The organism is Paraburkholderia phenazinium (assembly GCF_900100735.1).
Lineage (GTDB): Bacteria > Pseudomonadota > Gammaproteobacteria > Burkholderiales > Burkholderiaceae > Paraburkholderia > Paraburkholderia phenazinia.
Genome location: NZ_FNCJ01000006.1, coordinates 35,245 through 49,024, shown reverse-complemented (window position 1 = coordinate 49,024; position 13,780 = coordinate 35,245). Strand labels below are relative to the sequence as shown.

13 protein-coding genes are annotated in these 13,780 nt (G+C 61.5%); 4 read left to right on the top strand and 9 right to left on the bottom strand.

The genetic code is table 11. The features are described 5' to 3' along the window. Positions 1-8 precede the first annotated feature (8 nt). The 4 genes from BLQ92_RS15105 to BLQ92_RS15090 form a co-directional block, all read right to left on the bottom strand. The gene (locus BLQ92_RS15105) at positions 9-755 is read right to left on the bottom strand and encodes a VRR-NUC domain-containing protein (RefSeq protein ID WP_090685338.1); all 747 of its coding nucleotides are present in this window, start codon (positions 753-755) and stop codon (positions 9-11) included. Further along, positions 752-1,288 (bottom strand): PAAR domain-containing protein, encoded by a 537-nt coding sequence (locus tag BLQ92_RS15100; RefSeq protein ID WP_090685337.1) that lies wholly within the window; start codon positions 1,286-1,288, stop codon positions 752-754. Before BLQ92_RS15100 ends, BLQ92_RS15105 begins: the two co-directional genes overlap by 4 nt. A 197-nt stretch (positions 1,289-1,485) precedes the next feature. Further along, positions 1,486-2,178 carry an SOS response-associated peptidase gene (locus BLQ92_RS15095; protein ID WP_090685336.1) on the bottom strand — a complete coding sequence of 231 codons (693 nt, stop codon included), beginning with the start codon at positions 2,176-2,178 and terminating at the stop codon, positions 1,486-1,488. 64 nt (positions 2,179-2,242) lie between these two features. After that, positions 2,243-2,614 (bottom strand): helix-turn-helix domain-containing protein, encoded by a 372-nt coding sequence (locus tag BLQ92_RS15090; RefSeq protein WP_090685661.1) that lies wholly within the window; start codon positions 2,612-2,614, stop codon positions 2,243-2,245. A gap of 173 nt (positions 2,615-2,787) precedes the next feature. On the opposite strand from BLQ92_RS15090, the gene BLQ92_RS15085 reads away from it, so the two are divergent. Then, the gene (locus BLQ92_RS15085) at positions 2,788-3,273 is read left to right on the top strand and encodes a hypothetical protein (protein WP_143016583.1); all 486 of its coding nucleotides are present in this window, start codon (positions 2,788-2,790) and stop codon (positions 3,271-3,273) included. A gap of 267 nt (positions 3,274-3,540) precedes the next feature. Here BLQ92_RS15085 and BLQ92_RS15080 read toward each other — a convergent pair whose 3' ends face one another. The 3 genes from BLQ92_RS15080 to BLQ92_RS15070 form a co-directional block, all read right to left on the bottom strand. Beyond that, on the bottom strand, positions 3,541-4,464 hold the full coding sequence (locus tag BLQ92_RS15080; protein WP_176860743.1) for a GIY-YIG nuclease family protein: 924 nt from the start codon (positions 4,462-4,464) through the stop codon (positions 3,541-3,543). Between the two features lie 26 nt (positions 4,465-4,490). After that, entirely contained in the window at positions 4,491-5,399 is a 909-nt protein-coding gene (locus tag BLQ92_RS15075; RefSeq protein ID WP_218133036.1) for a hypothetical protein, read from the bottom strand. A gap of 240 nt (positions 5,400-5,639) precedes the next feature. Beyond that, positions 5,640-6,152, bottom strand: coding sequence for a GIY-YIG nuclease family protein (locus BLQ92_RS15070; RefSeq protein WP_218133035.1), 513 nt, complete (start codon positions 6,150-6,152; stop codon positions 5,640-5,642). Positions 6,153-6,808: 656 nt separating this feature from the next. Here BLQ92_RS15070 and BLQ92_RS15065 point away from each other — a divergent pair. The 3 genes from BLQ92_RS15065 (at position 6,809) to BLQ92_RS15055 (ending at position 9,246) form a co-directional block, all read left to right on the top strand. Beyond that, positions 6,809-7,237, top strand: a complete 429-nt coding sequence (locus BLQ92_RS15065; protein ID WP_090685333.1) for a YybH family protein — start codon at positions 6,809-6,811, stop codon at positions 7,235-7,237. 197 nt (positions 7,238-7,434) lie between these two features. Continuing rightward, positions 7,435-7,911 carry a bacterioferritin gene (gene bfr / locus BLQ92_RS15060; RefSeq protein WP_090685332.1) on the top strand — a complete coding sequence of 159 codons (477 nt, stop codon included), beginning with the start codon at positions 7,435-7,437 and terminating at the stop codon, positions 7,909-7,911. Between the two features lie 264 nt (positions 7,912-8,175). Continuing rightward, positions 8,176-9,246 carry a GGDEF domain-containing protein gene (locus BLQ92_RS15055; protein ID WP_175772586.1) on the top strand — a complete coding sequence of 357 codons (1,071 nt, stop codon included), beginning with the start codon at positions 8,176-8,178 and terminating at the stop codon, positions 9,244-9,246. Between the two features lie 140 nt (positions 9,247-9,386). Here BLQ92_RS15055 and BLQ92_RS15050 read toward each other — a convergent pair whose 3' ends face one another. After that, on the bottom strand, positions 9,387-12,176 hold the full coding sequence (locus BLQ92_RS15050; protein ID WP_090685330.1) for a TonB-dependent receptor: 2,790 nt from the start codon (positions 12,174-12,176) through the stop codon (positions 9,387-9,389). A 248-nt stretch (positions 12,177-12,424) separates the two neighbouring features. After that, complete coding sequence (locus BLQ92_RS15045) at positions 12,425-13,468, bottom strand: purine-nucleoside phosphorylase (RefSeq protein ID WP_090685329.1); 1,044 nt, start codon at positions 13,466-13,468, stop codon at positions 12,425-12,427. Positions 13,469-13,780: the final 312 nt, after the last annotated feature.

Sequence of the window (13,780 nt, the reverse complement as noted above, 5' to 3'; positions counted from 1 at the left end):
GGTGGTGCTCAGGGGAAGGCAGGAACCGGGGGCACCGGCGGCAACATCGGGGGGAGCCCGTTGCCGGATCCGCTGGACAGATTATCCCCAAAAATGTCCTTCGCGGACTGGGACTGCGTGGCCGTGGACGGTTGCTCCGACGTCTCGTCGTCGCCGCACCCGCAATCGGCCGGGGTCATCGTCACAAACTTTTTCGACCCGCCGGCGATGCGGATGTAGTCCGCCTGCTGGCCACGGCTGAGCGTGTCGGGCGGGTACTTCATTTCGACCACGGTGGCGATGTTCGACTGCACCGGCGGCTGCGAGGGATCGTTCACGATCACCACGTCCGGCCGGCGGATGTAGCCTTGGCCCTTGACGTCCTGGTAGGCGTCGTTGCCCCCGGGCCAGTATTTCTGGATCCATGCGCCGATGAAGGAATGCGGCTCGAGCGGGCTCGTCGAACTCATGATCGGCACAGGAGGATCCGGGGGAGCAGGACGCATGTCGTACGCGACCTCGGGCCGGTACTTCGTCGGGCTCCCCGTGGTCGCGGTCGAGACCGCGTTGGCGGCATTCAGCCGCTGGGCGACGCAGGATTGCTTGCGGATCTTGCCGTCGGCCGTCGCCACGCCCATCCGGTTGCACTTGCACATCGCATCGCAGAGCACCTGTTGGTCCTGCGGCGAGAGCCGCCTGTTCAGCCCGACTTGCGTCGTTTGCCCGTCCCCACCGGCCGTGCCACCCGTGGCCGAGCTACCGGTGTAACCGCTCATGCTGCGCCCTCGCTCCCGGGATGGGTGAAGGTCAGCGAGGAGGCCTCGTGCCCTTGGAGCCAGTCCGTGAAGCCGTTGGAATCGGTCTTGCCTTGAACGGTCTGCCCGTCGGAGGACGTGACCGTGTAGGGGTGCCCGGGCACCGGCTGGCGGGTGGTGTCGTCCAGCACCTGAAAGCGTCCTCGTTGCGGCGTGTCGGGGCTCGAGCTGGGCAGAACGCTCTTGCCGCCGCCCACCGCACCACCCGCACCACCCGGACCGCTGGTCGGCTCGGCGGTGGCCGTGCCTTGGGAGGGGATCAGGGTGGCCCCACACGCGGTCTTGTCACCCTCGGACGCGACGGGACGGCCACCGAAGGTCATGCCCAGGGGCTTGACCGAGACGATCGGGTAGACGCCGCCGCATTTCGGGCAGGACACCATGTCGTTGAGCAGCGCGAGCGCTTTGCCATCGACCGTGTTGGTGGGCGTGCACGCGAGAACGCGGCCCCCGTGGGAGGTCGTGTCCCCCTCCCGGATGAACGCAAAACCCATCTGGCATATTCCTTGCAACTGTTGTCGTAGGAATGTAGCACGATGGGTACGCGACGGACCACCCTGCCAACGTTGACAGGGTGGCGCGGCGCATGCGATGGTCTTGTGAGCAGCGCGAACAGGCCCGTGAGGGTCGCTGCAGCGTGAGGAAGGCCGGCCTGGGCGCCGGCCTTTTTCCATTCAGGATGGGTTGATCGTCACTCGATCGGTTCGTTGAACGTGGGGCTGTCGTTGCCACCACCGCTGCGATTCACGCCCGGCGTGACCTTGTGCCACTTGAAGGCTTCGGAAGGTTTGGTGGCGTTGTTCGCCAGATGCACCGCCTCGTCGTACGTCGTCGCAGGATCGAGCCAGACCTTCGCTTCCTCAAGCGTGAGGACGAGGGGGCGCCGGTCGTGCACGTCGCCCAGAAGACCCGTGGCGGCGTCCGTGACGATCACGAAGCCGTCCACCACGCCGGGCACGTCCGAGGGCGTGGCGCCAGGTCGTACGCTCGACAGCCCTGCGAAATACGTGGGCGGACCGTCGGCGGTCTGGATGAACCATGGCTGCTTGTGCCCGGGCTCCCCGGTCCACTCGTAATACCCATCGCAGGGCACCAGGACCCGGTGCGATTTCCACATCCATTTCCAGGCGCTGGACGAGGACTTGTCCAGGCGCGCGTTGATCAGCATTTTCTGCTTGCGCTCAACGGCCCAGGCTGGCCGGTAGCCCCACGTTTCCAGGCGCGGACCGTCCGGGGTGATGATCGGTTGCTTGCTCCCGGGCGACACGTTCCAGCTCGGGTGGAACAGATCCGGGTGCCCTTTGAACCGGGGGTCGTTCGAATCGCTCATGAGCGGCTCGACGTAGAAGAGGTCCTTCTGACCGCGGCTGTACCGTCCACACATGCGCGCCTCCCGGAAAACGTCGTCCAGCGTTCAGGGTACCGCGGTTGGTGGCGAGCCGGGCAGGCTACTCGTCGTGCTGCTCTTTTTTGAGCAGCGCGGCCAAATGCTGGGCCGTCTTCAAAACGATCGCCCGCTGGGCTGGAGGGAGCCCTTTCAACGACGCGATCAGGGAGCGGGCGGAGTCGGTGGGATGAACCGAGGCGGAGGTCAGGATTTCCTCGACGCTGACGTCCAACGCCTCGCAAAACAAAACGAGCCGTTCGATGCTCATCGCGACCTGGCCCGTTTCCAGCCGGCTGACGCTCTCCTTTTCCAGCCCCAACATGCCGGCGAGGACCGCCTGGGTCCAGCCGCGCTCCTTTCGAACGCCGGCCAGGCGAGGTCCGATCCCCCGGACCATTTCCCTGGCGTTCTGCTCGTCCACCGCTTTCACCACGACCACTCCTAATGCACGTCATTCCATGACGTGAAGTGTGGCGTCTAGCTTTATTTTTGTAGATGACGCAAACTGCGTTCCATGATCCAACCTGTATTTTAGGCCGGGTTTCCGCGAAAAATACTCGCTGTAACCCGTACCGCGGCGCTGCCCGGCCGTTTTCATCGGGCCTATTGAACAAGAAGAAGGGGGTTGAAATGCGTGTTGAAGGAAGGTTAGAGCTTATCGGGGACGGTTACCTGGCCGGACGTTACGTCAAACGAAGCGTGGTGGAGGTGGGGAAGCAGCAGGTCTTCAACCTGAGGATTCACCCACGGATTGGCAGTTACCTGGCGGTGGGGGATGAAGTGGCCCTGGGGATATGCTCGTTCGCGTTCATGAAGATTCTGGTCGCTGTCGCTGCAGACGACGGCAGGGTCCACACGAACAGCCTGTTCGGGTTCATCCTCGCCGCCCTCGTGTCCACGATCGCCGTGGCCATCTCCATCGGAGGAATCCTCAACGGAGCGAGCCTGGGATGGGTCGGGTTGATCCTTTTTGGCTGGTTCGATCTCGGGGCGCTCAACGGCATACGGACGATCGCGACGTTCCGGCCACGGCCGCTGAACTCGACAGCGCAACAAGGCGCTGCGGAGCAGAACGTAGCGATGGGGCGCTGACCATCACGATCACGGAAGTGCTGCGGAAGAGACCAGGCCCATCGGAAACGGTGGGCCTTTTTCATGGGTGGATCGGCTCGGATGCGTCGCAACCCCTGGGCCTGTGGCCCCGGTTGAAACCCCGCTGCGCGCTCGCGGGTCAAGACCAGCGGTGGTGCCGACGGCGCAAAGGCCGAAGGCGGGTCGGCCGGGCGCGGACGCGGCCAGGTGGGTGGTCCGGAACGGCAGAAGCGTGGCCCACAACCCGTGCCACCGCACGGCCTGACCTCAGCCGGAAGGATCGTTGGCCTTGCGTGCCGCGCGTTCCCGTGCGCGTTGCTCGGGGGACTTGTCCTGGGCGATCGGCATGGTGGGTTGATCCACGGTGTAATCGCCGTGGATCAACCGGGCAGGGGGCGCAGCCGGTGCCGTGGCACGGACCGACGCCCCGGCCTTCGGGGCCACGGCAGCGCTGACCCCGCCGGGCGATGATGGGGCGGAGGCCGACGGTTTCGGAGTCGACCGGGGTGGTGGCGTACGGTCGATCGCATCGAGATCGGCCTGCCGTCGTGCGACAGCATCGAGGTAGGGCTTCGCCTTTCGCTTGCGGCCGTCGGCCCACTCCTTGAGGATCACCGCGGGAAGGGCGGCGAGAACGATGCCACCCAGCACGATGCCCGCATCGGACAGGTGGGTGCCGATGGCCAGGCCGACGCAGGCCACCGCCGACGTGCCGGCCCAAAAGGCCAGGTAACCGGGGGCGTCGCCAAGCTGCTGGATGGTCCGGTAGTGCTTGTTTTCCACCTCCACGCGCAGCGCGGCCTTGCGTTCCTCTTCAACCTTCGCCTGGCGCTGGGCTTCGGCCTTGTCGCGGTACGCCGACAGCTCGGCCTCGCGGAGCTTTTCCTGGGCGGGCCTGGAGAACTCGTTTTTCTGGACCACCCCGGCGGAGCGCTTGACCGCGGCGATCGCGACCTCCCGGGAGCAGCGGAACCACTCCTTGGCTTCCTTGTGCTGGCGCAGGCGCAGGTGCGCCTCCCGTTCAACGGCACGGGCGTCCGGCACCTGCACGTAAAACTCCACCGTGGGACGGTGGGGGACGCCGGTGCTCTTGAGCTGCGCGGCGCGCTCGTCGGGCGTCCCGGTGGTGAAGCCGACCTTCACCAGGCCGGGCATGGCCTGGTTCGACATGACGTACACGTAACCTTCCACATCGACCTCCGGAGGGGGAACGGTGTTCAGTGCACGTTGTCCGCAGCACGCCAGATGGTCGCGAGCTGCTCGTTGCCGTGGGTTTTGGCCTGGGCCAGGGTCACGAGGGCGTTGTGCAGCGGAGGCAGCACCGCGTGGTACGCAGCCACCGCGCTCACCAGCCCCTTGCACGGTCCCTGATCGGGGATCAGATCGCCCGGTTTGACGTCGTGCCCGTCCAGGCAGGTGGCGTTCCATCGTGCGATGGCGGCGTTGAGCGCGACCTCGCGGGACGCTTCGTCCTTCTCCGCCTGGGCGATGTTGTCGTCGGTGATCGAGATCTGCGCCTTGTCCACGCCCATCTGGCTCACCATCACGCCGGCTTGCCCTTGGGCGACGTTGTTGCCCGTCGCGGCCAGGTGCTGCGCGCGCTCGAGCTTGGCCTGCTCGACCTCGACGGCGTGGGTGTAGTACACCGTGGCCCGGGGCCACTTGTCGATCTTGTCGTGCGCACGGACGACGAACGCGTTCAGGTCCTGCGTGAGGGCGTTGACCTGACGGTTGAGCTGATCCACCTGCTGGCCACGTTGTCGGGCTGCGATCACGGGGATCCCGGCTTGGTTGAGCTGGTACACCACGGCGTCGAAATCGGCGGTCTCGCCTTTGACGAAATGCTCGACCCCGGTTTGGGCACCCCGGGCGATCGTCAGATCGATGCCGGTGCTGGTCACCGTCCCGCCAAAGTTCTGCCCAACTGGAAACGGCGTGGCCTGCACGGTCAGGGTGAGGCTTGTCCCGTCCACCGAGCCGACGACGTTGGCCGCGCTCGATGCGAGCGTCCCATCGTTGTTCAACGACACGTTCCGGGTGGTCCCGGTGAACCGATGGTCGGGCGTTTCCGTGATCTGCAGCAGCGTGGCGTCGTTCGCGGTGTGCGACACGTACGTGCCCGACACGGAGCGATCCCCGCACCCCGCGAGAAGCAGGGCGGTGCCGGCGATCACCGGCAGGCATACAGCCAGGCATACGCGCTGGCGTTTTGATGGGTCTCTCATCCTGCCCCCGGGCGGTCTGTTCTTATGGTTAGACAGTATAGCCAGGCTGCAGGCCGCCGCGGAGGGCGTGGCGCCCAGGGGAATGCCTTGATGCGCACATACCGATGTGTCATCAGCGTGTGTGCGTCGCACCCACGGAGGTCAATGCGTGCGGAAGGTGTTCCACACGTCGGTGTCAAGGTGCATCGACGCCATCACTTCGAACAGGTACAGCTCCAGATCGTTGTCGATCTGGACGAAGGCCACGGACATTTCGCGCAGGCGCCCCTGGGCGGTCAGGAACACCTCGCGGAACTGCTCGTCTTTCATCGCCTGGTCCCGCTTCATTTCATGCGGGAAGTCCTCGCTGGCCATCTTGTAAACCAGGCTGGCGGTGAAGTGCGATTCGTAGTTCAGGTGCTGCACCAGCCGTTTGACCACGCTGCGGGAGATCCCGACGTAGACCGGGCGATCCTTGTCCAGAAACACGTAGCAGCCTGGGAAGTCGGTGGTGCGTTCGACCTTCTTCAGGGCCTCACGCGAGGCGCTCTTGAAGTTCACGAACGTGGTGGCGGGCAGGGGCGATTGCAGGGCGGTCTTCAGCCGTTCCAGGTGACCGGGCAGGACGGTGGCGGACAGTTCGGCGAACGTGTGGGTGCAGTTGTCGATGGGCATGGCGGCATCGTTGGTTCAGGGAGCCGCTGATAGTACCCGAGCATTCGGCGGTAGAGCGCCACCGCGCGCTGATCAGCAACCCGCCAGTGCACGCGGCCGAGGTTCCGAGGGTACTGAAGTATGCCCAACGGTGCGGTGCATACCGGTTCGAAAGGAGGGGGAAACGAGGGCGGTGACCGCAAACCAGGCCGGGCGTTTTGCCATCAATAGCCCGCATCGAGAAGTATGCCCGGCGTATCAGGCCTGTAGACCTGACCTGGGCATACAGGCTGGAAGCCTTATAAACAAAGAGGTGTTCGTTCTACACCCTGATAATGCTGCATCATCGGCGTGTGTTGTGCGACGTCGTTGGCCGCTGCGGTTTGAATGCCCATCCTGAGTGTCTTCTTGCGTTAGCTGTTCAGGGCGTGAGTTTAACCCGCCGCCGGGCGGATTGAACCCTGGCCGGATGGCCAATCTGCGGTGGGTGAGTTGCCTGAGAGCGCAGCGAGATTTGACAATGCGCCAATCGCGATCTCGCAAACTTTCATTATCAGACGTCGATCTTGCAACCTGTCGATCGTCGTAGCTTTGAAATCACCCGGCCAGGCGCATTGGATTAGCCGTCCCCCCGCGCTCCAGCCGCCATCGCCATCCAGATCAGGAGAAAACACAAAGTGAGCAAACTCGACAATCCGATCCTGCAGGTTCTGGAGGACTACAAAGCCGCAGTGTTCGCAAAAGACGTGGACGCGTTCGTCGCGCTATACGACCAGGAAGTGCAGATCTTCGACATGTGGGGTGTGTGGTCGTATAACGGCATTGCGTCCTGGCGGGAGATGGCGGCGCGTTGGTTCGGCTCGCTGGGTACCGGGCGCGTCGTGGTGGATTTCAGCAACGTGCAAACGATCGTCACGCAGGACCTCGCCGTGCTTCACGCGTTTGTGACGTACAAAGCGGTAAGCGCCGACGGCGTGGAGTTGCGCTCACTGGACAATCGGCTGACGGTTACGCTCGCCAGGAAGGGCGACGGGTGGAAGGTCGTTCACGAGCACACCTCGGCGCCGATCGACTTCGAAACGACGAAGGTCATCTTCAAGCGCTAATCGTGCGTGGAGTGCCGTGGCTTTGGGGCCAGCTTATGGACCGGTAGAAACAGAACGGCTTGCGCTTGCCCAGCAACTCGCGCAGCACTCCGTCGAATGGCGATGCAACAAATAGTGGCATATGCTAAAGACAATTCAGGATGCTTGCGCAACGCCCCTCGCTGTTAGCCCGGGGTGCAACCCGTCACGGAGGCTATATGCAAGGGGACCCCAAGGTTGTCGAATATCTGAACGCGCAGTTGAAGAACGAACTCACCGCAATCAATCAGTACTTTCTGCACTCGCGAATGTATGGCAACTGGGGCCTAAAAAGCCTTGAGAAGCATGAGTATGACGAATCGATTGGCGAGATGAAGCACGCAGACCTGTTGATCGAGCGCATCCTCGTGCTGGACAGCCTACCCAACCTGCAGGACCTGGGTAAGTTGCTGATTGGCGAGGACACGAAAGAGGTACTTGAGTGCGATCTCAAGCTTGAGCAGGTTTCGCAGGCAACCTGTAAGGAAGCCATTGCTTACTGCGAGACGGTGCGGGACTTTGTCTCACGTGAGATCCTCACCCATATTCTCGACGATACAGAAGAGCATATCGACTGGCTTGAGACGAACCTGGAATTGATCGACAAGGTTGGCATCCAGAATTATCAGCAATCGGGCATCCATTCCGTCAGCTGAGTCCTCCCACGTCCGCGCGACCACCGGCGCGACCCGGACTGCGGTGTGTCGCTTCAGACTCTTTGGCGAATGGCCGATATAAGGATATCGTGTATCGGAGCGGCGTCGCTTTTCGATCATATGCACGGAACATATCCGGCATTCGATGCAGAGCCCCGACCGACCGGCGGACATGGCTGTAGCGAGACGAGCGCCATGATCACCTGTTCGTTGGCTATAGCATTCCGGACCTCGCAGGCTCCGCACGGATACAAGGATAAGACCATGCGGTTTGTGCAGAAAATCAGATCTCTCCAACGGGAAATGGTCTTTCGGGACCCGTCCGAAAAGAAGCTCTTTTGGCACAGTTCCGCTATCGGCTTGCGTCATCTTGCCGTGTGCGTGCAGGTGTTTGGAATCGTCGGCTGGATGCTATCCAGAGTGTTTGCGAACCCCGGGGCGAGGTTTGATCGAACTGAAACGGTTGCCGCCTTGATTGGCATGCTGATCGGAACCGTGACGACCTACCTTGCTCGCAGTGTGCTGATCAATGCGATTGGATGCTTCCTGTGTGCCGCGGCCGTCGCATTCGGCTTTTACAGCAATGCTAGCGGAACCTTGAACCCTGAATTGTGGATCATGCCAATGGGGATTTTAATCACCGTAGGCATGGCCCCGGTATTTTCTGATTACTATAGCTATCTTGCGAGTGCGCTTGCTGTCTGGTTTATTATTTCATACGGCCATATCGATTCGATAATAAAATCGCCTGAGGCCAGCTGGATCGTTCTATTTATTGTCTCCGGAGTTCTGCTGGGCGTGTTGCTCAACTGGCTATTTGTTCGCGAAAGGCAAAAAATATTCCTCGTTCAGCGCGAGTTGATCAAGCTAGCCTTTAAAGATACGCTGACTGGAATCGATAACCGGCGCAGCTTGATGGAGGCCATGCAGAACTATCATGCTCGCGCGGCAAGCAACGATTTTTATTTTCTACTCATCGACATCGACGACTTCAAGCGCGTCAACGATACCTCGGGCCATGACGTGGGAGACGAAGTGCTGGTGGCGGTGGCGGAGATCATTGACCGTTACACGCAGACTCATGCGCGTGGCCGTCTCGGAGGCGAGGAATTCGGTGTCGTGTTTGCCGGGGAGGAGAGCGCCGCATGCGCCCTGGCGAAGCAACTGTGCGAGAGCGTTGCCAAACTGCGTATTTCGACCCATGCGATTACCATCAGCATTGGCATTTCCAGATTAAGCGAAGCAATGAGCGTTGCGGAAATTTTCAGAACCGCGGATCAAGGCCTTTACGAGGCCAAGCGGCAAGGAAAGAATCAATATATTCTGATTTCGTGAGGTAATTGGCTTGCCTGCCGGCGGCCGTCCGTTTCGGGAGCGTATTGCCAAGGGGCGCTCCTGCCTTTAATGCATAAAGGCAGGAGCGACAGACCGCCTTGCTCAACCCGGTGACAACGAACCACTTACTGCTTCACGCATCAGAACTTGTACGTCGCGCCAATCTGGGCGAAACGTCCGACATACGTGTAGATCGAGGTGTCGTAGCCCTGTTGCCACAGCGGTCCGTCTGCCCAGACCGCATCGAACGGCGGCACGCGGTTGAAGATATTGTCGATACCGCCGTAGATCGTCCAGTGCTTGAAGCCGGTGTAGGTCACCATCAGGTTGAACTGGCTGTACGACCCCACACTGCTGCCTTGCGGAGTCGGCGTCGGGATATAGGTGAAGGTTTGCGTATACGGCCCGGTGTACTGCCACGTGAGCGCCGCATTCCACTGGTGATACGCCCAGGCCAGGGTGGTATTGCCCTTCCAGCGCGGGAAGCTGCCGCCGAACGGTTCATTGAGCGCGAGGTTGTTGCCGGCCGCGTTCACCGTTTGACCACCCAGTTCGAACTTGAAGGTGTTGACGTAGGCCCAGTCGCCCGACAGGGTGAACGTGCCGACTGGCGTCGGCAATGCCTGGCGGAAGGTGGTTTCGAAACCGCTCGTATTGAGGTCGCCGAGGTTCTGGTACTCGAAGGTCTCGTATTCGGGAGTGGTCGAGTTCGGATAGTAGACCGTCGACGATGGCTGGTTGATGCCGATCACATTGCCGACGTGGATCCGGTACCAGTCGAGACCGACGTCAGTCGTGCGGGTCGGCGACAGTTCAAAGCCAATGTTGTAGTTCTTGGTCCGTTCCGGTTGCAGGTCCGGGTTGCCTGAGGTCAGCGCCGTGACGGCGCCGGACTGATTGATCACGAGCGCCATGTTCTGCGAGGTGCTGTCCTCGACGAAGGTCGGCGCACGGAAGCCGCGATCGTAGGAGGCGTACGCCGTCAACGCCTGGACCGGCTGCCAGCGCAATGCAAAACGCGGCGAGAAGGCGCCGCCCACATCGCTGTAATGATCGTAGCGGCCCGACTGGCTGAACGTCAGCGTCTTGACGATTGGAATGTCGAACTGGTAGTAGACCGCGGCGACGTTGCGCTGGCCTTGCACCTCTTCCTCATCCGGGGTGAGGACCAGGCCTTCCGCATACGCTGCGCCTTGAGTCAGGGACTCGCTCTGGTGGAAGAACTCGGCGCCCAAACCGAAGCCCACGTCGCCCGTCGGCAAATGGAACAGCGTTGGGGTGGAGATCGTCGCATCGAGCGTGTCGAGCTTCGAGACGCCCAGGTTGTTCGCGTCCATATAGAGGCCGTTCAGCGCATTCGGTGTAACGGACGGATTCGCGAAGTTGAAGGTGCCGTTCTGGTAGATGTTGTTGAGAACGCTGACATTCAACTGGTTCGAGTACGTATTGGAAACGTCGCTTTGCGAGTGGGTGTAAGTGGTCGCCCAGTCCCAATCGCCGTTCGGCAGCGTGAACGAGCCCTTGACGCCGGTGGCCGCCCGCCAGTAGTTGGCGTCCGTCGTTTCCGCCACGGCGTTGGGGAAGGTATAGATGAGCGGCGTCGCGACGCCGTACGGGTTGTACGGGCTGCCCGCCGGCACGGTGTTGTTGAACAGGGAAAACTGCTTGGTTGTCGGGTTGTAGACCAGCGACGAATTGGTGCCGCCGACGGTGTTGTTCCAGACGCCGCCGCCCTGGACGCTCGTATTGTTGCTCTCCCAGAGATCGACAAAGGCTCTCGTCGTGTCGTTGATCTTGAACTGCGCATCGACCTTCGCGCTCAGACGTTCGCTCCACGGTTCAATGGAGAAGCTGTTCGCGGTGTTCAGTCCACAGACCGTACCGGCCGTCTGGCCGTAGAAGACGGAGGTGAAATTCGTGCTCGCCGGTTTGACTGTGCTGCCATACGGGCACGAACTCAGCGCCTGAGCATTTCCCGTCAAGGGATTGGTCCAGTACGAAGGCGCGAGCATCGACATGCCGCCTGGCTGATTGGTGAAGTCCTGGGCCGCGGTCGAATCGCGATCGGCCAGCGTGGAGCCGTTGTCCCTGAAGAAGCTCGCGGATGCGGTGACGTTGTAGCCGTCGGAAGTGAGATTGCCGAAGCCGCCGAGCGCGCTGAACTTCGCCGTGCCGTTGCCGCCACGGCCGTCGGTCGAGCCGCCGTAGCTGCTGTCGAGCTGCAGGCCCTGGAAATCGTGCTTCGTGATGATGTTGACCACACCCGAGATCGCGTCCGAGCCGTATTGCGACACGGCGCCGGTCTTCACGATCTCGATGCGATCGATGGCATTGAGCGGCAGGGTGTTCAGGTCGAAGAACGTATCGACGCCATTCGAAAAGAAGGCGAACGGCGCAACCCGCTGGCCGTCGATCAATACCAGCGTGTACTTTTCGCTCAGGCCGCGCAACGCCATACCCGAGGCGCCGGCCGCGAAGTTGTTGGACTCGGCCTCGCTCCAGCTATCGGCCGAATTGGCGGAGGTGCTGCGCAGGAAGTCGGACACGCTGTTGGCGCCGCTATTCTGGATATCCTTCGCTGTGACTGTCTGGACCTGGTTGAAGCCGACCTTGTCGGCACTGCGGATCAGCGAGCCGGTCACCTCGAAGCGCTTCATCTGCGTGACGCCGTTATTCGTTGTCGTCGCTGAGGAAGAGGGCGCGGCGCCATTCGGTGCCGTTGCGGCGGCAGGGGGTGCAGCATCTGTCGCCGGGCTTGCTGGGGCAGCCGATGCCGGGGCTGCCGTTGCCGAAGGCGTCGAATTGTCGAGCGTAGCCGGTTGGCTCTGCGCGAACGCGGACGTGCCGAGCGTTGTGCCAAATGCTGCCGACAGCGCTATTTCAGCCCAAAGTATCTTTCTGATGGCTGACGCCAAAGTCCTTTGTTTCATGGTTTCCCTTCACTCTTGTCAGTAAGCCAAACCCATCGCGCGACTCAACGGCTTGCGCCCGGGCGTTTTTTTCGACATCAGGCGGTGCGGAATCTGTCAATTCCCCCGCCCTGGTACTTCGGCACAACGGAAACAACAACGAATCACATGCAATTCGATTACATCAACATAAAATAGGATTACTAATTGATTGCGTGGTACCTAAGATGGTGACACGCGACGCTCGCAGAGCGTCGCCAGCGCAAGATCTAGTTACCGGGAACCCCGTCTTTCCATTGCGCCCAGTTCTTGACGATGGCGTTGACCAGCGGCGAACCAGCTAGATACAGGTTGTCTATCGCAGGGACGAAGCCGCCCTGTTGCTGGTAGTCCAGAAGATTGTCGACGTTCGATACGCCTTGCGGTGGGCGATCGAAGTCCGATCCCGCGCGTAGGACCGCGACCCGGTTGGTGTCGGCCAGACCCGCGGCGGCGGCTCGTTTGATGACCTCGAAGGTCGCGTTGTCTTCCTGTTGGGTGGTGCAGTACGTGCCCTTGCCGTCGGTCAGCAGCCTGGTCCAGTCGCGCGCGCGTTGTCCCAAGGTCTCGCCGGAGAACCACGTATCGCCCGCCAGCGTGTCGCACTGGATGACCGTAGGCGGCTGATTGGCCGGCGCGTACGAGTATTTGGCCCGGTAGGCCTGGGCGGCCGGGCTATCGGTGAGCGCCACGTTGCGTGAGAGCAAGTAGGCTTTTTGCAGTAGCGCTTCGTTGAGCTGGAAGACTTCCGTGTGGTAGTCCAGTGGCGGCTTTTCGGTTTCGCCGTGGGTGTTGATCCCGAGATAGCCGGATTTCCAGCTAGCGGGGACTTCACGCGCGTCGAGTTCCCACTGGATGCCAAAATCCACCAGATAGCGCGCCCATACCGCTGAACCGAGCGTGCCTTGGGCCGGATCGATGCCGGCGATGCCCGATACCAGGAAGTAGGTCTTGCGCAGGTCGAACTTCCTTGAGTAAATCAGCGCGGCCATCGAGGCGGCGGCGTTCGCATGGCCCATGCCCGTGGTGAGGACGCATACCTCATCGCGGTTGCAGTGGACCGCGGGGTAATCCGGCGATAAGCCGGCTACGTTGATTGCCTGAGTGTGCCCGAGATGATCGAGCCAGGTTTTCCCCTCCGGCCCGAACATCGAAATGATGAGTACCTTGACGGGCCGCGGTGCAGAAGTGGGCTGGAGAGCAGAGGCGCCCGTTTGAATGCCCCATGCGAGGCCCCCGCAAACAAGAATCTGAAGCAGTTTCTTTTTATACATGAGGTGCTTTGATTGATAGTTATTCGGCTGGGTGGCCCAGCTTCGTGCTTGAGTGCCCAATAATCGTGCACAGATGCCGTTGGTTTGCCAGTCGATTAGGCAAACGCCTGGTTTTTGCAGTGCACCAGAGGAACCCGGGGGGACTATAAGCACGGCACATGCCAAAGCCTGTCCGATGAGGCAGGCCTTTTGTGATTCCCGGTATAAGAGAATCGATATGAGCGACGGGCAATAGACAGGATGTGTGCCGTCGAGTCGTCGATCTCGTGGTGGCGGCGAGTTCGACGACTCAGCGGCTTGAGGCCGCGTCAG